This window comes from Nocardioides sp. R-C-SC26, assembly GCF_021246465.1.
GTDB lineage: Bacteria > Actinomycetota > Actinomycetes > Propionibacteriales > Nocardioidaceae > Nocardioides.
In genome coordinates, this window is sequence record NZ_JAHRHK010000006.1 from 74,183 (window position 1) to 96,546 (window position 22,364).

At 72.0% G+C, this 22,364-nt stretch carries 20 protein-coding genes; 12 read left to right on the forward strand and 8 right to left on the reverse strand.

What is annotated here, in order from left to right:
• Positions 1-45 precede the first annotated feature (45 nt).
• Positions 46-1,299: an SLC13 family permease gene (locus tag KSO97_RS07330; protein WP_232677472.1), complete on the reverse strand. Its 1,254-nt coding sequence runs from the start codon at positions 1,297-1,299 to the stop codon at positions 46-48.
• Between the two features lie 97 nt (positions 1,300-1,396).
• Between KSO97_RS07330 and KSO97_RS07335 the strand changes: the two genes are divergently transcribed.
• Positions 1,397-2,062 (forward strand): DUF4245 family protein, encoded by a 666-nt coding sequence (locus KSO97_RS07335; RefSeq protein WP_232677473.1) that lies wholly within the window; start codon positions 1,397-1,399, stop codon positions 2,060-2,062.
• Here the strand turns inward: KSO97_RS07335 and KSO97_RS07340 are convergent.
• From KSO97_RS07340 to KSO97_RS07350, 3 genes are read right to left on the reverse strand one after another with little or no spacing between them, the layout of a single operon-like run.
• Complete coding sequence (locus KSO97_RS07340; protein WP_232677474.1) at positions 2,059-2,313, reverse strand: exodeoxyribonuclease VII small subunit; 255 nt, start codon at positions 2,311-2,313, stop codon at positions 2,059-2,061. The genes KSO97_RS07335 and KSO97_RS07340 overlap by 4 nt on opposite strands.
• Complete coding sequence (gene xseA, locus KSO97_RS07345; RefSeq protein ID WP_232677475.1) at positions 2,313-3,587, reverse strand: exodeoxyribonuclease VII large subunit; 1,275 nt, start codon at positions 3,585-3,587, stop codon at positions 2,313-2,315. The genes KSO97_RS07340 and xseA overlap by 1 nt, the downstream gene beginning before the upstream one ends.
• 32 nt (positions 3,588-3,619) lie before the next feature.
• The gene (locus KSO97_RS07350) at positions 3,620-5,278 is read right to left on the reverse strand and encodes an FAD-dependent oxidoreductase (protein WP_232677476.1); all 1,659 of its coding nucleotides are present in this window, start codon (positions 5,276-5,278) and stop codon (positions 3,620-3,622) included.
• Between the two features lie 67 nt (positions 5,279-5,345).
• On the opposite strand from KSO97_RS07350, the gene truA reads away from it, so the two are divergent.
• From truA to KSO97_RS07365, 3 genes are all read left to right on the forward strand, one after another.
• On the forward strand, positions 5,346-6,158 hold the full coding sequence (gene truA / locus KSO97_RS07355) for a tRNA pseudouridine(38-40) synthase TruA (protein ID WP_232677477.1): 813 nt from the start codon (positions 5,346-5,348) through the stop codon (positions 6,156-6,158).
• A complete protein-coding gene (locus KSO97_RS07360; protein WP_232677479.1) occupies positions 6,151-6,762 on the forward strand; it encodes a class I SAM-dependent methyltransferase in 612 nt (203 codons plus the stop codon). Before truA ends, KSO97_RS07360 begins: the two co-directional genes overlap by 8 nt.
• A 119-nt stretch (positions 6,763-6,881) precedes the next feature.
• The gene (locus KSO97_RS07365; protein ID WP_232677480.1) at positions 6,882-8,396 is read left to right on the forward strand and encodes a metallophosphoesterase; all 1,515 of its coding nucleotides are present in this window, start codon (positions 6,882-6,884) and stop codon (positions 8,394-8,396) included.
• 116 nt (positions 8,397-8,512) lie between these two features.
• Here KSO97_RS07365 and KSO97_RS07370 read toward each other — a convergent pair whose 3' ends face one another.
• A complete protein-coding gene (locus tag KSO97_RS07370; protein WP_232677481.1) occupies positions 8,513-9,292 on the reverse strand; it encodes a helical backbone metal receptor in 780 nt (259 codons plus the stop codon).
• The gene (locus KSO97_RS07375) at positions 9,289-9,795 is read right to left on the reverse strand and encodes a thioesterase family protein (protein ID WP_232677482.1); all 507 of its coding nucleotides are present in this window, start codon (positions 9,793-9,795) and stop codon (positions 9,289-9,291) included. Before KSO97_RS07375 ends, KSO97_RS07370 begins: the two co-directional genes overlap by 4 nt.
• 66 nt (positions 9,796-9,861) lie before the next feature.
• On the opposite strand from KSO97_RS07375, the gene mfd reads away from it, so the two are divergent.
• From mfd to KSO97_RS07400, 5 genes are all read left to right on the forward strand, one after another.
• Positions 9,862-13,419: a transcription-repair coupling factor gene (gene mfd / locus KSO97_RS07380; protein ID WP_232677483.1), complete on the forward strand. Its 3,558-nt coding sequence runs from the start codon at positions 9,862-9,864 to the stop codon at positions 13,417-13,419.
• A complete protein-coding gene (locus KSO97_RS07385) occupies positions 13,416-14,156 on the forward strand; it encodes a hypothetical protein (protein ID WP_232677484.1) in 741 nt (246 codons plus the stop codon). Before mfd ends, KSO97_RS07385 begins: the two co-directional genes overlap by 4 nt.
• Entirely contained in the window at positions 14,153-14,560 is a 408-nt protein-coding gene (locus KSO97_RS07390) for a MazG nucleotide pyrophosphohydrolase domain-containing protein (protein ID WP_232677485.1), read from the forward strand. Before KSO97_RS07385 ends, KSO97_RS07390 begins: the two co-directional genes overlap by 4 nt.
• 138 nt (positions 14,561-14,698) lie before the next feature.
• Positions 14,699-15,838, forward strand: coding sequence for a collagen-like protein (locus tag KSO97_RS07395; RefSeq protein ID WP_232677486.1), 1,140 nt, complete (start codon positions 14,699-14,701; stop codon positions 15,836-15,838).
• A 100-nt stretch (positions 15,839-15,938) separates the two neighbouring features.
• Complete coding sequence (locus tag KSO97_RS07400; RefSeq protein ID WP_232677488.1) at positions 15,939-16,517, forward strand: hypothetical protein; 579 nt, start codon at positions 15,939-15,941, stop codon at positions 16,515-16,517.
• A gap of 18 nt (positions 16,518-16,535) precedes the next feature.
• Here KSO97_RS07400 and KSO97_RS07405 read toward each other — a convergent pair whose 3' ends face one another.
• Together KSO97_RS07405 and KSO97_RS07410 are read right to left on the reverse strand one after the other, a co-directional pair.
• On the reverse strand, positions 16,536-17,621 hold the full coding sequence (locus KSO97_RS07405) for a glycosyltransferase (RefSeq protein WP_232677489.1): 1,086 nt from the start codon (positions 17,619-17,621) through the stop codon (positions 16,536-16,538).
• Positions 17,622-17,632: 11 nt separating this feature from the next.
• Positions 17,633-18,202, reverse strand: a complete 570-nt coding sequence (locus KSO97_RS07410) for a tetratricopeptide repeat protein (protein ID WP_232677490.1) — start codon at positions 18,200-18,202, stop codon at positions 17,633-17,635.
• Positions 18,203-18,412: 210 nt separating this feature from the next.
• On the opposite strand from KSO97_RS07410, the gene KSO97_RS17860 reads away from it, so the two are divergent.
• The 3 genes from KSO97_RS17860 to KSO97_RS07430 all read left to right on the forward strand — a co-directional run bounded on the left by KSO97_RS17860 (position 18,413) and on the right by KSO97_RS07430 (position 22,282).
• Positions 18,413-19,753 (forward strand): exosporium glycoprotein BclB-related protein, encoded by a 1,341-nt coding sequence (locus KSO97_RS17860; protein ID WP_269782144.1) that lies wholly within the window; start codon positions 18,413-18,415, stop codon positions 19,751-19,753.
• A 132-nt stretch (positions 19,754-19,885) separates the two neighbouring features.
• Positions 19,886-21,025: a hypothetical protein gene (locus tag KSO97_RS17865; protein ID WP_269782145.1), complete on the forward strand. Its 1,140-nt coding sequence runs from the start codon at positions 19,886-19,888 to the stop codon at positions 21,023-21,025.
• A 96-nt stretch (positions 21,026-21,121) separates the two neighbouring features.
• A complete protein-coding gene (locus KSO97_RS07430; protein ID WP_232677492.1) occupies positions 21,122-22,282 on the forward strand; it encodes a TetR/AcrR family transcriptional regulator in 1,161 nt (386 codons plus the stop codon).
• The last annotated feature ends 82 nt before the right edge of the window (positions 22,283-22,364 follow it).

Consider the following 22,364-nt stretch of genomic DNA (forward strand, 5'->3'; position numbering starts at 1 on the left):
CGGGCGCCGTTCAGCGGCGGCTGACCCGCCTCGGAGCAGGCGTGCTCACGACGTCACGGCCAGTACCGCGACGGCGACCGTCACGCTCACCGGCGTCAGGAGGAGACCGATCCGATGCAGCTCGCCCAGGCGTACAGGCGCGTCGCAGGCGGCCATCGTGCGGCGCCAGAGCAGGTTGGCCAGCGACCCCGACAGGGTCAGTCCCGAGCCGACGTTGAGTCCGATCAGGGCCGCCAGCACCGCGACGTCGCCCAGTGGCGCGACCAGCGGTACCACGAGCAGCGTCGCGGAGAGATTGGTGAGCAGGTTGGCCAGCGCCGTCGCGACCGCGGCGATGACCAGCAGGTCGACGAAGCCGATGCCGGCCGGCAGCAGGGAGGTCACGGCGTCGCCGAGCGCCCCGACGCTCAGGGCGGCGACGACGAGACCCAGCGCGAGCACGAGGAGGGAGAACTCCGGGCGTGCCGCCGCGACGGCGTCCGGCACGGCGATGAGGCCGCGCCGGGCGGCCCACGCCGTCAGCGTCACCGTGGCGATGCCGGCGACCCAGAACGGCTCGACGTGCCAGGGCGATGTCGCGACGAAGCCGACGAGCATCGAGGCGACGACGGCGGCGGGAACGATCGGGAGGGTCGGCGTCGAGGTCGGAGTGCTCGGCACCGCGTCGGGTGGCGGCGGGCACCCGCCCGACGGCGCCAGCTCGCGGCGCAGCAGCAACCGCAGGCCGACGTACTCGACCATCAGCACCGCGGTCAGCACCGGCGCCATCGCGAGCGCGAACCCGGCGAAGGAGAGCTCGAGGTGGGGAACGGCGAGCAGGTTCGTCAGGTTCGAGACCGGGAGGAGCAACGACGCGGAGTTCGCCATCCGCAGGCAGGCGTACCCGCCGGGGGACACGGGGTATCCCGGCCGCCTCGCAGCGGCCACCACCACCGGTGTGAAGAGGACGACGGTCGCGTCGAGGTTGAGCGTGGACGTCACGGCTGCCGCGATCACGAACGCGACGGTGAACACCCGCACCGGATCGCCGTGGATCAGTGCGCCCAGCGCCTCGAACAGCCCCGCGCGGCCGCAGATCTCCGAGATCGTCAAGATGAACGCCAGGAACAGCACGACAGGCGCCAGGTCGAGCACGGTGCGCCGCGCGGCGTCGAGTTCGAGCACGCCGGTCGCGATGACCAGCAGTGCCGCCGCGATGGCCACGCCGCCCTCGACGGCCCGACGCGGGTTGCGATAGGCGATCGCGAGCAGTGCCGCGAGACCTGCCAGGGCGATGAGTTCACCGGCCGTCGACGACACGATCACGCACTATCGCACCTCTGACGCCCGCGACCGCCGCGGGCCGCCACCCGGTCGGCGTGGTGGCCGGGGCACGGGGGTGCGCGAGAATGGTGGGGTGAGCCAGCAGACCCCGACCGCGTCGGATGCAGCCGGACAGGAGCCGTCCGGGCGCCCGGGCCGCTACCCGCGCACCTTCGGCGGGCTGATCGCCTCGATGATCGTCATGGTCGCGGTGGTGCTGGCGTTCGTGTTCGCGCGCAGTCTGGTGACCGACGAGCCCGACATCCGGACCCCGGATGCGGTCGAGTACCTGCCGGCCATCGCCCAGGTGCAGACCGGCGACTACGACGCGGTGTATCCGTCGAGCCTGCCCACGGACTGGCGGGTCACCGGCTTCACCTTCGCCCCGGGGGACCGACCCTCCTACGGCCTCAACCTGTTCACCGACGACGGGCGGTTCGTCGGCATCCGCCAGGCCGATCGCGACGTCGAGGACATGCTCGCCGAGTTCGTCGACCCCGAGCCCCGTGAAGGCGAGGCGCTCGCCGAGCCCGTCCTAGGAGCCACCTGGACGAGCTGGTCGGACGCCGGTGGCGACCGCGCCTACTCCGCCACCCTGGCCGAGCTCGGCGCCAGCGGTGACCAGACGGTGGTCGTGTTCGGCGACGTCAGCCTGGACCGGCTCGCGGAGCTCGTCACCCTGCTCACCATCGACCCGGTGCCGGATCCCGAGCGTCCGGCGACCGGTGGCGGGTCGACGTCGGGTCCCGCCGCCGACTAGTCGGCCGCGCGGTCGCCGCGGTCCAGGACGGCGTCGAGGCGGGCCCGAGCGCCGTCGAGCCAGTCCTGGCACACGACCGCCAGCTTCTCGCCGCGCTCCCAGAGCGCCAGCGACTCCTCCAACGGCAGGCCGCCTGCCTCGAGACGACGCACGACGTCGACGAGCTCCTCGCGCGCCTCCTCATAGGAGGGGCGTTCGGTCGCCGCCGATGCGGCGTCTGCCGGGCTGGAGGATGTCTTCTTCGCTGGCATCAGTGCTCGCTCGATTCGTCGGGGTCGGGGTCGTGCTCGGACGGGGACGTCGAGGTGGCGCCGTCGACGGTCGTGATCTCGGCGTGTACCCGGCCGTCGGCGACCCGCACGCTGACCGCGGCTCCGCTGGCCAGCCCCGCGATCGAGGTGACGACGTGACCGGCGTCGTCCTGCAGCACGGCGTAACCGCGCTCGAGGGTCGCCAGCGGGGAGAGGGCTCGGGCGCGTGCACGGTGGTGGTCGATCTCGTCGGCGGCGCGGTCGAGGCGGTGGCCCACGGTGCGTCGGGCGCGGTCGAGCAGTCCGTCCACCTCGGCGGCGTGCCGGTCGAGCAGGGTGCGCGGATCGGCCAGCACCGGTCGCGATCGGAGGGCGTCCAGGCTCGCCTGCTCGCGGGTGAGACCGGCCAGCATCGCCCCGCGCAGACGTTCGCGCGCCGTCATCACCGCCGTCGCCTCGGCCGCGACGTCGGGCACCACGATCTTGGCGGCATCCGTGGGGGTCGAGGCGCGGACGTCGGCCACGAGGTCGAGGAGCGGTTGGTCGGGCTCGTGCCCGATCGCCGAGACCACCGGCGTGCGGACGGCAGCCACGGCGCGCAGGAGGCCTTCGTCGGAGAACGGCAGCAGGTCCTCCACCGACCCGCCGCCGCGGGCCACCACGATGACGTCGACAGCGGGGTCGGCGTCGAGCCGCTCCAGCGCCGCGATCACCTCCGCAGCCGAGCGGGGTCCCTGCATGGTGGCGTGCAGGGTGCGGAACGCGACGGCGGGCCAGCGCCGCGTCGCGTTCTCCACGACGTCGCGCTCCGCGGCCGAGTTCGGCGCCGTCACCAGGCCGACCGTGGTGGGCAGGAACGGCAGCGGTCGCTTGCGCACCGGGTCGAAGAGCCCCTCGGCGGCCAGCAGCTGGCGCCGACGTTCGAGTTGGGCGAGCAGCTCGCCGAGGCCGACCATGCGGATGTCGCGCGCCTGCAGCGAGAGCGTGCCGCGGTTGGGGTAGAACGACGGCTTCGCGTGCAGCACCACGCTCGCCCCCTCCACCAACGGCGTGGCGAGGGAGTCGAGCAGCGCCCGCGGCGCGGTGACCGGGATCGAGATGTCGGCCACCGGATCGCGCAGGGTCAGGAAGACCGTGTTGATGCCGGGACGGCGGCTCAGCTGCGCGATCTGTCCCTCGACCCAGACTGCGCCGAGGCGGTCCACCCAGCCGCCGATCGCCAGCGCGATCTGGCGGACCGGCGCCGGCTTCTCCGCGGAGGTCTCCAGGGCCACGCCCGAATCCTGCCGGATCCCGCTGGATCCGGTCAGTCCCCGGCGAGCCAGCGGTGCACCGACGGAACGACCGAGGCGCCCTCGCCCGAGGCGGACGCGACCCTCTTCATCGAGCCCGACCGCACGTCTCCGACGGCGAACAGCCCGCCGATCGCCGTCGCCAGCGGCTCCGGCGGCCTCTCGCCGTCCCACAGATCGGGCGGTAGGTCGGCACCGGTCAGCACGAAGCCGTGGTCGTCGCGGGCGACGGCGTCGGGGAGCCAGTCGCAGGTCGGCGCCGCGCCGAGCAGCAGGAAGAGCGCTTGGGCGTCCTGGCGGGAGACCTCGCCGCTGACGACGTCGCGCAGGTCGAGCCACTCCAGGCGGGCCGCGCCACCGCCCTCGACGACCTCGCAGTGCGGCCGCACGGTGATGCGGGGGTTGTAGGCGATCTCGTCGATCAGGTACTGCGACATGGTCGCCGCCAGGGAGTCGCGGCGGATCACGATCTGCACCGACCGGGCGAACCGCGCGAGGTGGAGTGCCGCTTGGCCGGCGGAGTTCCCGCCGCCGACGACCACGATGTCGTAGTCCTCGCACTCGCGTGCCGCGCTCATCACCGAGCCGTAGTTCACGCCCAGCCCCACCAGCGACTCGACCGACTCGCAGCCGAGCTTGCGGTAGGCGACACCGGTGGCCAGCACGACGCTGCGTGCGCGCACCGTGCCGCCGTCGGTGTGCACCAGGTGCGGCCCGCCCTCGCGCATCTCCAGCCGGTCGACCGGCCAGCCGGTGAAGAAGCGGACGCCGAACCGGATCGCCTGGTTCCGGGCGCGCTGGGCCAGCCGCATCCCGGAGATGCCGCGCGGGAAGCCCAGGTAGTTGCGGATCATCGAGCTCGTGCCGGCCTGGCCGCCGACGGCCTCGGCCTCCACGACCACCGTGCTGAGCCCCTCCGAAGCGGAGTAGACGGCGGCCGCCAGCCCGGCCGGCCCCGCTCCGATGATGACGACGTCGACCACCTCGTCGACGTCGATGTCGGACGGCGCGCCGTAGATCGACGTCGCGACGTCGCGCACCGAGCGCGCCACGATCGGAGCGCGATGCATCGCCGACACCACGGGGTGCCCGGCGGGGTCTTCGGCGAGCTGCGCGAGGAGGGCCGCGCCGACGTCCGAGGTGGGCGCGTAGACCCGGGTCGGGAGTCCCATCCGCTCGCACAACTCGCGGATCGCCGTGCTCAACGCCCCGCCGTCGGACACGATCCGGACGGTGTCGACCTCTGGCGTGGCGACCGTCGAACCCCAGTCGGAGAGCAGCTCGGTGATGGCGCCGTGGAACTCCTCGTCGCGGGGACCTCGCGGCATCAGGAGGAAGGCGTCGAACTTGCCCTTGGCGAGCCCGGGGCGCAGTTCTGGAGCCTGCTCCTGGAAGTGGTCGTAGGGCGCGGCGATGACGCGTCGGGCGGTGGGCGTGAGGGCACGCCACGCGCCGAAGGCGGCGAGGGCGTGGGCGTCGGGCAGTTGCCCGTCCTGCACGATGAGGGCCACCTGCCCGCGGCCGGCCCGGACGCGTTCGATCTCGGCCAGGGCGTCGGCGCACGACGCCGCGAACCGGACGTCGTAGTCGGCGGCGTAGCGGCCGAACTGGTCGCGCAACGTCGCGACGTGATGCTCGGAGACGAGCAGGATCACCGGCTGGTCGATCGCCATGAGACCCACGCTACTGAGAATCTCCGGCGGTGGGAGCCCGCACCGCGACGGGTGGGAGACTGGCCCCGTGAGGCTGCGGATCGACCTCGCCTACGACGGCGCCGGGTTCAAGGGATGGGCTGCCCAACCCGGACTCCGCACCGTGCAGGGCGAGCTGAGCGCCGCACTGGCGACGGCGTGGCGGGTGCCCGCGGTCGCGGTGGTGTGCGCGGGACGCACCGATGCCGGTGTCCACGCGCGAGGTCAGGTGGTGCACGTCGACGTGCCCGACGACGTCCCTCCCGAGCAGGCCAGGCACCCCACGCTGCTCCGGCGGCTCAATGGCATCCTGCCGCCCGACGTCCGGGTGCGGTCGCTGCGCGAGGCACCGATCGGCTTCGACGCGCGATTCGGAGCACTCTGGCGCCGCTACGCCTATCGGGTCGCGGATCGCCCCGACCTCGTCGACCCGCTCACGCGGGGTCACGTGCTGGCCTGGACCCGCCCACTCGACCTCGACGCGATGAACACGGCGTCGGCCCTGCTGCTGGGCCGCCACGACTTCGCGAGCTTCTGCAAGCAGCGCGAGGGCGCGACGACCATCCGCACCCTGCTGGAGTTCGACTGGCGGCGCGACGAGACGGGAGTGGTGGTCGGCGGAGTCAAGGCCGACGCGTTCTGTCACTCGATGGTGCGGGCGCTGGTGGGCTGCCTGCTCGCCGTCGGAGACGGGCGGCGCGAGCCCGCCTGGGCCGGCGAGGTGCTGGGCGCCGGCCGCCGCGACGCCGGCGTCGCCGTCGTCCACGCGCACGGGCTGACACTCGAGGAGGTCGCCTATCCGCCGGACGACGAGCTGGTCGCCCGGGCCGAGCAGACGAGAGCGAAGCGAGCCCATGTCTGACCAGGACCTGGAGCACTACTTCAGTGCCGACCCCTCGGTGCCGTTCGAGCGTGAGCGGATCCGGGTCGAGGTGTGGGATCGCGATCTTTCCCTGGACACCGGCTCCGGCGTATTCGCCCGCGGCCGGCTCGACGTCGGCACCGCGGTGCTGTTCCGCGAGACCGAGCCACCCGTCGACGTCGATCGGGTGCTCGACCTGGGCTGCGGGTACGGCGTGATCGGGCTCGCGATCGCCTCCCACCTGCCGAAGGCGCAGGTGACGGCGGTCGACGTCAACGAGCGAGCCCTCCTGCTGGCCCGCGAGAACGCCGAGAGGCTCGGCGTCGCCGACCGCTTCACCGCCTCGACACCGGACGCCGTCGCGCCCGACGCCGTCTTCGACGAGATCTGGTCGAACCCGCCGATCCGGATCGGCAAGCAGGCCCTGCACGAGCTCCTCCTGGCCTGGCTCCCACGCCTGTCCGAGGGCGGACGTGCCGTGCTGGTGGTCGGCAAGAACCTCGGCGCCGACTCGCTGCAGCGCTGGCTCGCCGAGCAGGGTTGGCCCGCCGACCGGCTGGCGAGCGCGAAGGGCTTCCGTGTGCTCGAGGTGCGCCGCGCCTGACGCGGGTCCGGCCGATCATCGAGCTCGTCCCGGTCATCGAGCTCGTCCCGGTCATCGAGCTCGTCGAGATGGCGCGAAGTTCACCCGCTGGCGCTCCACGTGCGGTAGGACTGACGCCGATGTGCCAGGTCAATCTCACCCGACGCCAGCTCGGCCGCTATGCGGCGCTGGTCAGCGCGACCTTCCCGGCCGCGGGGGTCGCGGCCTACGAGACCGGGTGGAGCCTGGAGGCCGAAGCTGCGTCGTCCGGGCTCGCCGTCCCGATGCATCTGGAGCTGGTGACCGTCACCGACACGACCGCGACGATCACCTGGTTCACCGGGGATCCGACCCGGCTCGACGAGTTCGGTCGGCCGCGTCCGGTGAAGGCACCGGGGCGGGTGCTGATCGGCACCAGTCCGGTCCCGACCCGGTGGACCGAGGTGGGGCGCCATGCCGCCACCGCCTACCACTACGTCGAGATCACCGGCCTGAAGCCCGGCCGCACCTACTACTGGCGCGCCGAGAGCAACGGCCTCCCCGCCATCCCGACGTCGCTGACGCCGACGCAGCCGATCGCGGGAGCGGCTCCGTTCCGGTTCACCACGTTGCGCCCGCCGCCGGGCGAGGAGATCGGTCGCGTCGCCTGGCTCAACGACCTCCACTTCGGCGAGCAGGTCGCGGGCCTGGCCTACAGCAACGCGGCGCTGCCCGGGGGCGGCATCCCGGCCGGCTTCCCCGTCGACCCCGATCACCCCTACTGGCGGTTCATGGGCCAGGGCGCGGTGCGCGACGCCAAGCGGCGCGGCTGCACGGTGCTGTTCGCCAACGGCGATCTGTCGAACGAGTCCGAGAAGGGTGCGCTCGGCGAGTGCAAGCGCACCCTCGACGCGTTCGGCACCCTCGGACTGGACCCGCGGCGTCAGCGAGCAGGCGACGACTGGATCCGTCCCGACGGTCAGCGTCGCTACTTCGTCACGCGTGGCAACCACGACATCGTCCGCGACGTCGCGGGCCACCGCGGCCTCGTCGACCGGTTCGACGACGCGTTCTCGGCCGGGTTCGACCGCGGCTCCCAGCACTTCTCGGTCTCGGTCGGGAACGCACGTGCTCGGTACCGCTTCGTCGGCCTCGACTCCAACGACGGCCAGACCACCGGAGTACTGCGTGCCTCCGAACTGGACTACCTCGACGCCGAGCTCAGCCGCGGCGAGGCGACCATCCCGCTCTTCCACCACCCGGCCAGCGCGGCCGCGACGCTGACGACGATCCCGCCCCTGCTCGGTGCGCTGCCGCCCGACAACGCGCAGCGGTTCCGCCGTCTGCTGGGGCGCCACGACAATGTCGCCGGCGTCTACGCCGGCCACACCCACCGCACCAGCCTCTCGCGCAATGTCGAGACCGGCAGGCTGCCGTACTTCGAGGGCGGGGCGGTCAAGGAGTACCCCGGCGGGTTCACCGTCGTCCGCCTCTTCGAGGGCGGCTACATGGTGAACTTCCACAAGACCCGCAGCCCCGATGCCCGGGCCTGGTCCGAGCGCTCGCGCGGTGAGTACTACGGCCTGGCGCCGATGTATCTGCTCGGCGGGCTCGGCGAGCGCAACTGGGTGTACCGGATCGACGCGCGACGTCGCGAGCGCGCGACATCTCGTTGACCCCGACGGTGGTTGAGGAGCCCCGCGAGGAACGAGCGGGGCGTCTCGAAACCCCTGACAGCCGAGGTCGGCGCTCGCCTCACCGGGTTTCGTGACGGCCTCGTTCCTCGGCCTCCTCAATCACCGGGGCAGCGCAGGCGGGCGGCCTCCAGCAGCGACGGCCCGTACCAGGTCAGCAGCCGGCCCTCCACGAGCTCGGTGGGGACGGTGAACGCCTCGGGCCCGTCGTCGGCTGAGAACACATAGGGCTCGTCCGGCAGCAGGACGACGTCGGGGGAGCGTTCCTCGATCTGCACGACGTCGACGCCGGGGTAGCGGCTCAGATCGGCGAAGACGTTGACCCAGCCCAGGCGGCGGCACAGGTCGGAGGTGAAGGTGTCGCCGCCCACCACGATCCACGGGTCGCGCCAGATCGGGATCGCCACGCTGCGCGAGGGTGGAGCCGACTCCCCGCACCAGGCCTCGCGTGCGCCGTCCAGCCACGCGGGCTCGGGCCACCCGAACGCTGCGAAGATCCGGGCGATCGAGGCGAGGGCTCCCGGCACGGTGTCGATCTCGGTCACCCAGACGGCGACGCCTGCCTCGCGCAGTCGACGCACGTCGAGCTCGCGGTTCTCCTCCTTGTTCGCCACCACGACGTCGGGCGCGAGCGCGCGGATCGTCGCGAGGTCTGGATTCTTGGTGCCGCGGACCCGTGTCACTCCGCGGGCGTCGAGGTCGCCGGGGTGGGTGCACCAGTCGGTGGCACCGACGAGCGCATCCGGACGCACCGAGACGAGCGCCTCGGTCAGCGAGGGCACCAGCGAGACGACGCGCCGCACCTCGCCGTCCGGCAGGACGACCGACGCCCCGAGGTCGTCCTTGTGCGTTCGCGCGGGCGTCCCCGACCCGGTCACGAGCGTCGCAGGGTGAGCCCGGTCGCGAGGGGGCGTACCCAGGCGTCGGTCGCGATGGCCTCGTCGATGGCGGACGCGAGGTCGTCGGGGATGGCGACGGCCCGGCGCGACTCCAGGGAGACGTGCACGTACATCAGCTCAAGGAAGCACGCGATCGTCGCGCGCTCCTCGTCGATGACGAACGAGGCGAGGTGCAGCGCCTTGTCCGAGCGCTCCACCAGCGCGGCGCGCGTCGTGTAGTGCTGCCCGTGCCGCATCTCCGAGTGGTAGCCCAGGCGCTGCTCGACGGTGAAGAACGAGAGCCGCCTCTCGTCGAGGTACCGCTGCCCCATGCCGAGGCCCTCCAGGCGCTTCCACGGCGCCCAGATGCCCCAACGAAAGTAGGAGGTGACGTTCATGTGGCCGTTCTCGTCGATGTCGTCGTCCTCGACCCGCCGGTCGAACTGGGCCGCCAGGCCCATCGCACGCTGCACGGTCTCGGGGTCGCGAACATCGCCAGTCACGACGGTGACGGTAGCGGCGGGCCTCCTCGCCAGCACTGTCGGAGTGCGCCAGTAGTCTCGGCAGACGTGTCGCTGTCTGGTCTCTCCGACCTCGTTCTCGCCGAACCCACGCTCGCCGGTGCGCTGGCCGAAGCCGCGGACGGGAAGGTGCGCACCGCCGACCTGGTCGGACCCGGCGGCCTGCGCTCGTTCCTGGTCGACGGTCTGGCGCGCACCGGCCGCACGGTGCTCGCCGTCACCGCCACGACCCGCGAGGCGGAGGAACTGACCGCCGAGGTGGCCGACCTCCTCGGCACGCACGCCGTCGCACACTTCCCGAGCTGGGAGACGCTCCCGCACGAGCGGCTCAGCCCGCGGAGCGACACCGTCGGCAAGCGGCTGGCGGTGCTGCGCCGGCTCGCTCACCCCAGCCCCACGAGCTCCGGCGACGAGGCGACCGGCGCAGTCCGCGTCGTCGTCGCACCGGTCCGCTCGCTGCTGCAGCCGCAGGTGCGCGGCCTGGGCGACCTCGCCCCGGTGGAGGCCCGTGCCGGTGACACGATCGAGCTCGAGGAGCTCGCCGCTGGCCTGGCGGGTGCCGCCTACACGCGCGTCGACCTGGTGGAGAAGCGTGGCGAGTTCGCCGTACGCGGCGGCATCGTCGACGTCTTCCCGCCCACCGAGGAGCACCCGCTTCGCGTCGAGCTGTGGGGCGACGAGGTCGAGGAGATCCGCACCTTCTCCGTCGCCGACCAGCGCACCCTGGAGAAGGTCGACCGGCTCTGGGCGCCGCCGTGTCGTGAGCTGCTGCTCACCGACGACGTGCGTGCCCGTGCCGCCGAGCTGGGTCGCGAACACCCCCAGCTGCTCGAGCTCACCGACAAGATCGCCGCGGGCATCGCGGTGGAGGGCATGGAGTCGCTCGCGCCGGTCCTGGTCGACGAGATGGAGCTGCTCGTCGACGTGATGCCGGCCGACAGCCACGTCCTGGTGCTCGATCCCGAGCGCGTGCGCAGTCGTGCGCACGACCTCGTCGCCACCAGCGAGGAGTTCCTCGGCGCGAGCTGGGCCGCGGCCGCCTCGGGCGGCACCGCGCCGATCGACCTCGGTGCGGCCTCCTACCGCTCGCTCGGCGACGTGCGGGAGCGTGTGCTGGATTTGCGCCACGGGTGGTGGAGCTTCAGCCCCTTCGGCCTCGACGGGGACGATGGATCGGCGGGTGGAGGCGACGGCGACCGCATCACGGCGCTCCCGTCGGCCGCCGCGCCGTCCTACCGGGGCGAGGTCGACAAGGCCCTCCACGACCTGGACGCCTGGCGGTTGGGGGGCCACCACGTCGTCGTGGTGCACCCCGGCCACGGGCCTGCCCAACGACTCGTCGGGGCCGCCCCGGAGCGGGAGATCCCCGCGATGCTCGCCGACGACGTCGCCACGGCGCCGCCGATCGGCACGGTCACCGTCACCTGCGGTGCGCTCACCCAAGGCTTCGTCGACCCGGTCGCCAAGGTCGCGGTCGTCACTGGCGAGGACATCTCGGGCCAGAAGGGCGCCTCCACCCGTGACATGCGCAAGATGCCCGCGCGGCGCAAGCGGCAGATCGACCCCCTCGAGCTGAAGACCGGCGACTACGTCGTCCACGAGCAGCACGGGGTCGGTCGGTTCGTGGAGATGAAGCAGCGCGAGGTCCAGGGCGCCGTCCGGGAGTACCTCGTCCTCGAGTACGGATCCTCCAAGCGGGGCGCCCCGCCGGACCGGCTCTTCGTGCCGGCCGACGCCCTCGACCAGGTCACCCGCTACGTCGGTGGCGAACAGCCCAATCTCGACCGGCTCGGCGGCGCGGACTGGGCCAAGCGCAAGAGCCGCGCCCGCAAGGCGGTGCGGGAGATCGCCGCCGAGCTGATCAAGCTCTATGCGGCGCGTCAGGCCAGCAAGGGGCACGCCTTCGGTCCCGACACGCCCTGGCAGCGGGAGTTGGAGGACGCCTTCCCCTTCACCGAGACCGCCGACCAGCTGAGCACGGTCGACGAGGTGAAGTCCGACATGCAGCAGGTCGTGCCGATGGATCGCCTCGTGTGTGGCGACGTCGGGTACGGCAAGACCGAGATCGCCGTCCGGGCGGCGTTCAAGGCGGTGCAGGACGGCAAGCAGGTGGCTGTCCTGGTGCCGACGACCTTGCTGGTGACCCAGCACCTCTCGACCTTCGCCGAGCGGATGAGCGGCTTCCCGGTCACGGTCCAGGGGCTGAGCAGGTTCCAGACCGACAAGGAGGCCAAGGCGGTGATGGCGGGCATCGCCGACGGCAGCATCGACATCGTCGTGGGCACCCATCGCCTGCTCAACCCCGACATCCGCTTCAAGGACCTGGGTCTGCTGATCGTCGACGAGGAGCAGCGCTTCGGCGTCGAGCACAAGGAGCAGATGAAGCGGCTGCGCACCTCCGTCGACGTGCTGGCGATGAGCGCGACGCCGATCCCGCGCACCCTGGAGATGGCGATCACCGGCATCCGGGAGATGTCGACGATCACCACTCCGCCCGAGGAACGGCACCCGGTGCTGACCTACGTCGGGGCCTATGAGGATCGTCAGGTGATCGCGGCGATCCGGCGCGAGCTGCTGCGCGACGGTCAGGTCTTCTTCATCCACAACCGGGTCAACTCGATCGAGAAGGCCGCCGCCCGCATCCGCGAGTTGGTGCCGGAGGCACGGGTGGCGACCGCGCACGGTCAGATGAACGAGAAGGCGCTGGAGCAGACGATGCTCGACTTCTGGGAGAAGAGCTTCGACGTCCTGGTGTGCACCACCCTCGTCGAGTCCGGTCTCGACGTGTCGAACGCCAACACGATGCTCATCGAGCGAGCCGACACCCTCGGCCTCTCCCAGCTCCACCAGCTGCGCGGCCGTGTCGGCCGCAGTCGCGAGCGGGCCTACGCCTACTTCCTGTATCCGCCGGACAAGCCGCTGACCGAGACCGCGCACGAGCGCCTCGCCACGCTGGCCCAGCACTCCGACCTCGGCGGGGGCATGGCGATCGCGATGAAGGACCTGGAGATCCGCGGCGCCGGCAACCTGTTGGGCGGTGAGCAGTCGGGCCACATCGCCGACGTCGGCTTCGACCTCTACGTCCGCCTGGTCGGCGAGGCCGTCGCCGACTTCAAGGGCGAGGGCGAGCCGGAGCTCAACGAGGTGCGCATCGAGCTGCCCGTCGAGGCCCACCTGCCGCACGACTACATCCCGAGCGAGCGGCTGCGGCTGGAGATGTACAAGCGCTTCGCCGAGGTGCGCTCCGACGAGGACGTCGACGCCATCGCCGAGGAGCTGCTCGACCGCTACGGCGAGCCGCCGGTCGAGGTGGTCTCCCTGCAGCTGGTCGCCCGGTTCCGGGCGCGGGCGCGCCAGGCCGGCATCGGCGAGGTCACCATCGCCGGTCGCAACGTGCGCTTCGCCCCGGTGAGCCTCCCGGAGTCGCGCACCATCCGGCTCCAGCGGCTCTATCCGAAGTCGATCGTCAAGCAGAGCGTCGACACCGTGCTGGTGCCGCGTCCGGGCACCCCGGGCGCGACCGGCAAGCCGCTGGAGGGGATCGCCCTGCTTGAATGGGCGCGCGGTGTGATCGACGCCGTCCTCGACCCGAAGGAGACCCCGTGAGGTCCCAGCACCCTCGCACCCTCCGTGCCCTCGCCGTATCAGCACTCGGCCTCTCGCTCACCGCGTGCGGCGTCGCCGGCACCCAGTTCGAACCGGGAGTCGCCGCCCAGGTGGGCGAGACCACGCTGCTGGTCAAGGAGGTCGACGCGCCGATCGCCGACATCTGCGCCTACTTCGCCGATCAGGCCGCGACCCAGGCGCCGCTGCAGGGTGCTTCCTCCTTCCCCCGCGCCCAGATCAAGCAGAAGCTCACGGCTCTGCTGATCCAGCGCGCGATCGTCGAGCAGGTCATCGCCGAGACGGGTGCCGAGCTGGGCGCCGACTACGGCAGCGCGTTGGCCGACCTCGCCGACGTCTACGGCGATGCTCCGGAGGAGCAGACCGAGGCCATGGGTGTGGGAGACGAGGCGGTCACCTACATCAACATCGGTCTCGGCGCCATCGGCTCGCAGTTGCTGGAGGACGAGGGCACGCAGGCCACCGATCCGGGTGCGGCATTCCAGCGCGGTGCTCAGGCCGTGCAGGAATGGATCGAGAGCAACGACGTCGAGATCAATCCGGTCTACGGGCTCAAGGTCGACGGCGGCGACGTCGTCCCGGTCGCCGACGACGTCTCGGTCGCGGTGAGCCCGTTCGCGGCGCTCGCAGCCACCGACACCGAGGCAGCCGGACCTGACGAGCAGGCCGAGTTCAACCGCTACGTGGCCTCGCTGCCCGACACCCAACGCTGCGGTTGAGTCACACGTCGGCCGTCGGCGAGCTCGTCGCGATGATGCGACGGCTGCGCGTCGAGTGCCCGTGGAAGACCGAGCAGACGCACGCCTCGCTCCTCCCGTACCTGGCCGAGGAGGCCGAGGAGGTCGCCGAGGCGGTCGCCGAGTTCGACGCGACGGGTGATGCGGCACATCTCCGGGAGGAGCTGGGCGACCTGCTGCTGCAGGTCGTCTTCCACGCGGCCGTCGCCGAGGAGCGAGGCGACTTCACGCTGGACGACGTCGCCCGCACGCTGATGGCCAAGTTGCGGCGTCGCAACCCGCACGTCTTCGACCCGGCGAGCCTGGGGCGGGCGGATGACGCCCCGCCGTTGACGGCGGCCGAGGTGGATGAGATCTGGCAGCAGGTCAAGCGCGCCGGCGGCTGACCAGAGCCCCGTCGTAGCCCGCTCGGGCCATCCTCGGCGCCGACCGGTCGAACTTGCCCGGCAACGGCGAGTACGCCGCAGTGGCGCCCGTACGTTGGGACCTCGAGCTGTGAGGGCAGCTCTGAGGAGGGAGCACCGATGCGTGCGCACAGAGTCCACTTCGCCCCGATGGCGGCCGTCTTGTCGGTGTCGTTCTTCGCGACCGGGGTCACCGTCGCACCCGCGCAGGCGGCCGCGCGCAAGACTGCGAGTGTCGACAACCTGGTCATGTGCATGGACCGGTCGGATGGGACGCTCCGTCTGGCCAGCAAGCGCAACGGCCCCGGACGGGGTACCTGCCCCAAGGGCGAGCGTGTCCTCACCTTCCAGCCCGAGCTCACCGTCGGTCCACCGGGAGCCGCCGGCGCCACGGGCGCTCCGGGCGCGACCGGAGCTGCTGGCGCACCAGGAGCGACTGGTGCTCCCGGTGCCACCGGCGCAGCCGGCGGGATCGGGCCGACCGGCGCCACGGGCGCTACCGGTTCGATCGGGGCCACGGGTGCGACCGGAGCTCCTGGCGCGACCGGAGCTGCTGGTGTCACCGGTGCGACCGGCTCGATCGGTCTGACGGGAGACATCGGTCCGACGGGACCGCAGGGGCCGACCGGTGCCACAGGTGCCACCGGTCCCCAGGGCGACCTCGGGCCGACCGGTGCCACGGGTGCCACGGGTGCTCCGGGCACCTTCGCCGAGCTGGTCACCTATGACGTCGTGGCCGCACCGACCTACGTCGTCGGTCAGCTCGTGACCTACGGCGGCGGTACCTACCTGGTGAACACGGCTCCGCCTACCGGCGCCCCGATCTCCTCCCCGGACTACACGACCATCGCAGCCCCTGGCGCGACCGGTAGCGCTGGGCCGACCGGCGTCGCGGGACCGACCGGCGCGGCCGGCGACCCCGGGCCGACCGGTTCGGCGGGCGGCGGATCCGCACCGAGCTACGTCGTGCGCTCCAACGCGATCGCCAAGGGTGGCAGCGCCTGGACGATCGCCTACGCCGACTGCGGCGCGGGCGGCACCGCGCTCGGCGGTGGATTCAGGACCACGGCCAACGACGGCAGCACCAGCTATCTCTTCTTCGGCGACTCCTACCCGGCGGCCTCGGCAGCGGGAGCGGCTGTCGCCGATGGCGCCGGCGCGGCGCGGTACTGGGCGGTCGAGACCTTCTTGGACTCCTCGTCACCGACCGCGAGCGAGAGCCTCGATGTCTTCGCCACCTGCGTGAGCGTCGTCCCGTAGCGATCGCGAGCGCGCGCCGGCGCCGTCGCTGGACGGCGTCGTATGCTCGCCGCCGGCGAGCCTCGACGATGGGCTGCGCCCACGCGAGAGGGGACGGTCGATGAGGCATCGCGGACCGGCGAGGTCGGCGGCGTACGTCGTCGCGGCGTTGGTCGCCGTGGCCGTACTGGGTGGCTGCTCCAACGGCGACGCCCCGGGGGAGCCGGGCACGCCCGAGGACAGCGCCACGCAGACGACCAGCCCGGAGGACGCGCTCATCGCGACGGGGCTCGAGCAGATCGAGGGCGGCAAGTTCGCCGAGGCCGAGGTGACCTTCCTGAGCCTGATCACGCTGGATCCCGACAACGTCTACGGGCTCTACAACCTCGGCTACCTGGCACAGACCCAGGGCAACACCAGGTCGGCGATCGTGCGCTACACCGAGACGCTGAGCGTGGACGGCGACTTCGCGCCGGCGCTCTACAACCTCGCCCTGCTGACCGAGGCCGACGACGTCCGCGCGGCGGTGCTCCTCTACCGCCGAGCCGTTGCGGCCGCGCCGGACGACGCGGCGGCGCACATGCGCCTCGGTTTCGCTCTCCAGCACCTGGGCAAGCAGCGCGAAGGACAGCAGATGGTGGACCGGGGGATCGAGCTCGACCCCGCGATGGCGGACGTCGAGCCCCCGCGTTACCGCTGACACCCACCCGTCGGGGCGTCAGGACGTGAGCTTGTCCTGGCACCAGGCGAGATTGGCGCGGAGCCGGTCGTCGTCCGGCCTGACCTTGAGCGCCTTCTGCGCTGCGATCGCGCCGTCGGCGTAGCGGCCGGTCCAGTAGGAGCTGATCGCGAGCTCGTCCCACGCGCGCCACGAATAGGCCTCGGAGTCGACGAAGAGCGCCTCGCCTCCGGGCAGGGGGAGCTTGGTCGCGGGCCGCGCGTAGAGCAGAGCGACGGAGTAGCGCTCGCGCAGGCGCTCGATCCGCGCCAGCTCGATCAAGGGTTCGGCTCGCCACGGGCACGCCTGGTGGGCCGCGAGGAAGGCGTCGAGCACCTCGGTCACAGGGCGCTGGAGCCCTTCGAGGAGCCGAGCGGTCTCGAACAGCGCGCAGTAGCGCTCCTGGTCCCAGCCGCGCGGGTTGGCGATACGGATGGCGTAGGCGGCGAGCGCGCGCTCGGGCTCGCCGGCGTCGCGCCAGGACTGGGCGAGGTAGAACTGCAGCCGGGGATTGTCGGAGTCCTCACGCAACGCGTCCTCGATCAGCGCCGCGTCCTTGCGGTAGGTGTCGGGGTCGTGGGCGCGGGCGCCGTCGTGGGTCACGAGCACCCCGGGGGACGTCAGCGTGCCGTGGCTGGCGCTCTCCAGCGCCAGGTACTCGTGGATCGGCCCCTCCCAACGCCACGGCCGGTCGAGCCGGACGAGCGCGAGCCGTGCGTAGGTCGTCGTCCCGTAGGTGACCGAGAGGAAGTAGCCGTCGTGGCCGAGCTCCGGCAGCGCGTCGGGGACGTCGACCAGTTGCTCGTCCGCGTCGATCCACAGCACGTAGTCGTCGTCACCTGCGTTCGAGGAGGCACGCGCCAGGTCGAGCACCTCCTGGCGGTTATGACCGAAGTTGACCCACGGGCGCTCCACCACCTCGCCGGGGACGCCGGCGAGGCAGGCGCGCACGAGGTCCTGGGTGCCGTCGGTCGAGCCCGTGTCGGCGATCACCCACCAGTCGATGAACGGACGGACCGACCGGAGGCAACGCTCGATGACGTGTGCCTCGTTCTTGACGATCATCATCAGACCGATGCCGGGCATGACCGCCCCGCTCAGTCGTAGGTCGGCGGCTCGGCGTTCGCCAGAGCCGGATTGAGCTCGAAGCCCCGGTCGAGCATCTCCTGGCCCTCGGTCTTCTCGCCCAGGTGGATCAGGGCGTATCCGAGCCGGACGTGGCTCGCCGCGTCGTCCGGGCTGGCCTCGATCACCCGTCGGTACAGCGCGACCGCCGCCTCGAGGTCGTCGGTCTCGGTGAGGATCGCGAGGTTGAACAGCGCGGGCGCGAAGGCGTCGTCGGAGGCGAGCGCCTGCTCGTAGCGCTGACGCGCCTCGTCGTCGCGACCCTCGAGTTGGGCGATGTAGCCCAGGTTGTAGTGGGCGTACACGTTGCTCGGGTCCAGGGCGAGCACCGAGGTGAATGTGCCCTGAGCGCCCGCGTAGTCCTGGGCCTGGATCTGGGTCAGTCCCGTGGAGATCAGCGTGGTGGTCGCATCGGCGGCGCCGGTCGAGGAGGTGCCGCCGGCCGGCGCCGCGGCGGGATCGTCGTCCGCGCACCCGGCGACTCCTGCGGCCAGGGCACCGACGAGGGTGAGCGCGGCGAGGCGATGCGGGGTGCGCGACATGGGGGCTCCAGGAGGGCGACGAACGGGTGACGGTCGGTCGGGCGGAGCATAGGTCACCAGGGCGCTGCGCGGATCCGCCCGGCGCATGCCGGTCTGCAGGCCGTCCGCTGGCATCTGGTCGAAACGGTGGCGCAGGGGGCCTCGGGAACTCATACTCCTCGAAGGAGGTCGGACGCCCGGGTCTGACGCCTTGATCACTGGAGGACCGCGATGGCGGGCACGTCTGCGTTGCGCAAGAGTCTGTTCTCGGTGGCAGTGATGGCCACGGTGGGCTCCTCGCTGCTCGTGTCCACCCCCTCGGCAGGTGCCGCAGGTGCGGTCGTCGGCTGTGTGGACCGCGCCGGTGAGGTGCGCATCGTGAAGAAGGCCCGAGCGTGTGGGCCCGGCGAGCGCGTCGTGCGGTGGTCGACCCGTGGCCGACCGGGCCGTGACGGTGTCGACGGCACGTCGATCACGACCGGTGTCGGAGCGCCCACGCGCCGTGACGGTTCTACCGGCGACTACTACATCGACACCGACACCGGCGTGATGTACGGCCCGAAGACCGCGAAGGGCGCGTGGCCGACGGTCTACCAGCTCGGTGCGGGCGAGACGGGCGCCACCGGTGCCACGGGCGCGCAGGGTGCGGCCGGTCCCGTGGGCGCGACCGGCGCGACCGGAGCCGCGGGCGTGAACGGTTCGGCCGGCCCTGTCGGCGCGACCGGCGTCACGGGCGCGACCGGCGCCATCGGCCCGACGGGTGCTCAGGGTGCGACGGGCGTCGCGGGCCCCACGGGTGCGACCGGGGTCACCGGCGCCACGGGCGTCACCGGTGACATCGGTCCGACGGGCCCGACCGGGCCCACCGGGGCGACCGGGGCCACCGGGCCGACCGGCGTCTCGGGCTCGGACGGCGCGACGGGCGCCACCGGGGTGACTGGTCAGATGGGAGACCTCGGGCCCACGGGACCGACAGGGGTCACCGGCGCCGAAGGCCCGACCGGACCCACGGGGCCGACCGGTTCTGCCGGGCCGACCGGTGCGCCCGGCGCTGCCGGGTCCGGCGCGATCCTGACCAACAGCTCCGGAGCCGACGCTCCGTTGACGACCATCGCCGGCGGCCTCCAGGGCATGTCGTGGGTCGCGCCGCCGTCCGGCTCGGGCGGAGTGAGCACACCGCTGACCGGGGGAACCCTGGACGCGACCGGCGACGCCGGCCGGTGGGTCCAGAGCATGCCGCGCGACACGACGGTCACGTCGATCTCGGGCTTCGCCTCGACCACGGTCGCCCTTACCTTGGTCGGCTCGACCGCCACGATCACCGCTCAGCTCTACGCCTCGCCGTCGCCGGGCAACACCCTGACGCCGGTGCCAGGGGCGTCCTGCACGATGGCGCCGCCCCTGACCGGGGTCCTCGCGATCGGGACCACAACGAGCTGTGTCACCTCTGGGCTCGCGATCCCGATCACCGCGGGGACGCAGATGGCGATGGTCTACTCCGCGGCCGCGACGGGACTCAGCTTGATCAACACGGTGACGGTGCACCTCTCCGGTGGTATCGCCGTCTCCTGACCGAGAATCTCGGCCCGAGCGGATCGCTGGTTCTCGTCGCTGGCGTACCTGCTCGGTTCGCGAGTAGCGTCCGACGTCACCGGACCGTGGTCCCGCTCGAGGGATCGCGGCCGCTGGCTGGAGGTGGCTGGGATGTCGCGTCGTTGGTTCGGTTCGCAGGTCACGTTCTCGTTGGCGGTGATGGCGACGTCGGCGTCGGCGTTGCTGGTGACGGTTCCGGGTGCGGATGCCGCGCGTCCGAAGCTGGTGGGATGCGTCGATCGCGCGAGTGGCGAGGTGCGTATCGTCGATCGTGCTCGTCAGTGCGAGCGTGGTGAGCGTTCGGTGGCGTGGCGAGTGCGGGGGCCGCGTGGTGCTGACGGCGCTACCGGCGCCCGTGGTCCGGCTGGCCCTGCCGGACCGGCGGGGATCCAGGGCCCGGCGGGTGTGACGGGTGCGCAGGGTCCGGCAGGTGTGACGGGTGCGGCCGGCTTCCCCGGCGCTCCGGGCGCTGCCGGTGCGACGGGCGCGACCGGCGCGATGGGGAGTATCGGCATCACGGGCGCGACGGGTCCTGCTGGCCCGACCGGGGTCACTGGAGCGACCGGCGCGACGGGGGTGACGGGTGACATCGGTGTCACGGGACCGACCGGTCCGGTGGGTGTCACGGGTGCGACGGGTGCTGACGGCGTGACCGGTGCTGCGGGCCCGACCGGCGTGACGGGCAGCATCGGGGTCACCGGACCGACGGGTGAGGTGGGTGCGACCGGCGAGGTCGGACCGACGGGAGCGACCGGCCAGACGGGCGTCACCGGCCCGACCGGACCTGCGGGAGCGGGCCAGCCGCTGCTCGCACTGCGACGGGACTCCGCGTCGACGACGCCCAACGCCGACCTCGGCGTCGACAACTTCGTCACCGTCCACAACTCGATCGGTGCCGTGGTCAACCCGTTCGGCGGTGTGACCGTCTCGACGTCGGGCCTGCACCAGATCTCCTTCGGTTGCAACGTCGCACCGACCGCGGCCGTGACGACGTCCTACGGCGCGGGGGTCAACCCCCGGCTCGCCATCTACGACAACGGCACCGAACTCGCATCGGCGCCGGTATCGATCTTCAACGTGAACGCCGCGCTCCTCCTGACTCTGCGCGCGCCGGTCAGCGGACGCGTCGTGGCCGAGAGGACGGCCACCCTCGCGGCCGGCGACGTCCTGACCTTCGAATACCGGGCGGTCGGGGCCCCGAACGCGTTCAACCTGGAGCAGTGCGAGGTCACGGTGGAGCGCCGCAGCTGACGACATCTCGGTCGCGGTGAGCACGCTCTCGCAGGTGACGGCTCCGACGCTGCGCTGGTCGGCGAACTGCGATGAGGCGCGTCCTACAGTGAGGAAGTGGTGAAGGCGTCGAAAGGCGAGGAGACCAGGGCACGTCTGCTCCACATCACGATCGACGCCCTCCGCGATCTTGAGGTCGAGGATCTGCTCTCGGCCGTCGGAACGCGGGAGATCGCTCGGAGAGCCGGTGTCAGTGCCGGCACGCTGTTCCATCACTTCGACTCTGTCGAGGGCCTCGCCGACGCGGTGCTGAACGCGATCTACGACCCGGACTGGGAGCCCGCTGTTCAAGGACCGCGGCAGGTGAGCCACATCGCCTCGTCGCCGACGCTGCCCCAGGACTCGATGGCGTTCCATCGCAGTGAGTTCAACCGGCTCCTCGATGACCCTCGGCAGCGCGTGCGGGTGGGGCTGTGGGCATTCGGCGGCGATGAGGCGCGGTCGCGGTACGGCTCCTTCCTCCGTCTCACCGATGCGAGCTATGCAGCGGGTGCTCGCGAGTACTTCGACAACATCGGTCAGGAGATGCGCCCGCCGTTCACTGTCGAGGATCTGGTCGCGGCGCACGTGTCGTTGGTGCGCGGAGCGGTGATCCACGCCGCGGCCGATCGCGACGCCGCCGATCCTGACCGACACGCGCGCAGCGCCACGGCGCTCAGCCTGGTGATGATGCGGACGCCGGGCGACGATCGCGACCTCGACGACCAGCTCATCGTCCTGATGGGTCGCCGGGACGCCCGAGCCGGCCTGCCCGCCGACGTCCGGGCTCGGGCTCTGGCCGTCGCGGAGGCGCTGTTCGTCGAGCTCGGCTACGAGACGACCTCGTTGGTGGGAATCGCGAGGGCGGCCGGCGTCGGGGCGACCACGCTGTACAAGGCCTTCGGGAGCAAGGCGCAGGTCGCGCTCGACCTGATCGCACGGCGCGCCGAGGAGATGGTGTCGCCCGACCCTGAGCGACGCTGCGCCGACGTGGTGGCGGTGATGATCCGCTGCGCGTCGTACCTCGAGCCGTTGCTGGTCGACCTGGCGCTCGGCAACGCTGTCGATGACGCGCACCCTCTGGTCGCTGCGCTCGCCGAGGACGGCGCGGAAGCGGGCAGCATCGGCGAGGCGTTGCTGGTGTTGGGACGGCGGGTTCGCGTGGCCGGCGCATCGCCCCCGCCCGAGACCGTCGATGCTCTGGTGGCGTGGCTGCGCAGCGCGGTCACTGTGGTCTAGACGTGTGGGCGATCGTTGTTGAGCGACCGCTCGGTTTGGAGCGACTTTCCGGCTTGTTGGTGGGGGGTCGTGGAGCGGAATC

Coding starts and splice junctions, on each gene's coding strand:
- KSO97_RS07340 (WP_232677474.1), bottom strand. CDS start 2,313: ATGCCAGCGAAGAAGACATCCTCCAGCCCGGCAGACGCCGCATCGGCG.
- KSO97_RS07350 (WP_232677476.1), bottom strand. CDS start 5,278: ATGGCGATCGACCAGCCGGTGATCCTGCTCGTCTCCGAGCATCACGTC.
- KSO97_RS07360 (WP_232677479.1), top strand. CDS start 6,151: ATGTCTGACCAGGACCTGGAGCACTACTTCAGTGCCGACCCCTCGGTG.
- KSO97_RS07365 (WP_232677480.1), top strand. CDS start 6,882: ATGTGCCAGGTCAATCTCACCCGACGCCAGCTCGGCCGCTATGCGGCG.
- KSO97_RS07395 (WP_232677486.1), top strand. CDS start 14,699: ATGCGTGCGCACAGAGTCCACTTCGCCCCGATGGCGGCCGTCTTGTCG.
- KSO97_RS07400 (WP_232677488.1), top strand. CDS start 15,939: ATGAGGCATCGCGGACCGGCGAGGTCGGCGGCGTACGTCGTCGCGGCG.
- KSO97_RS07405 (WP_232677489.1), bottom strand. CDS start 17,621: ATGCCCGGCATCGGTCTGATGATGATCGTCAAGAACGAGGCACACGTC.
- KSO97_RS07410 (WP_232677490.1), bottom strand. CDS start 18,202: ATGTCGCGCACCCCGCATCGCCTCGCCGCGCTCACCCTCGTCGGTGCC.
- KSO97_RS17860 (WP_269782144.1), top strand. CDS start 18,413: ATGGCGGGCACGTCTGCGTTGCGCAAGAGTCTGTTCTCGGTGGCAGTG.
- KSO97_RS17865 (WP_269782145.1), top strand. CDS start 19,886: ATGTCGCGTCGTTGGTTCGGTTCGCAGGTCACGTTCTCGTTGGCGGTG.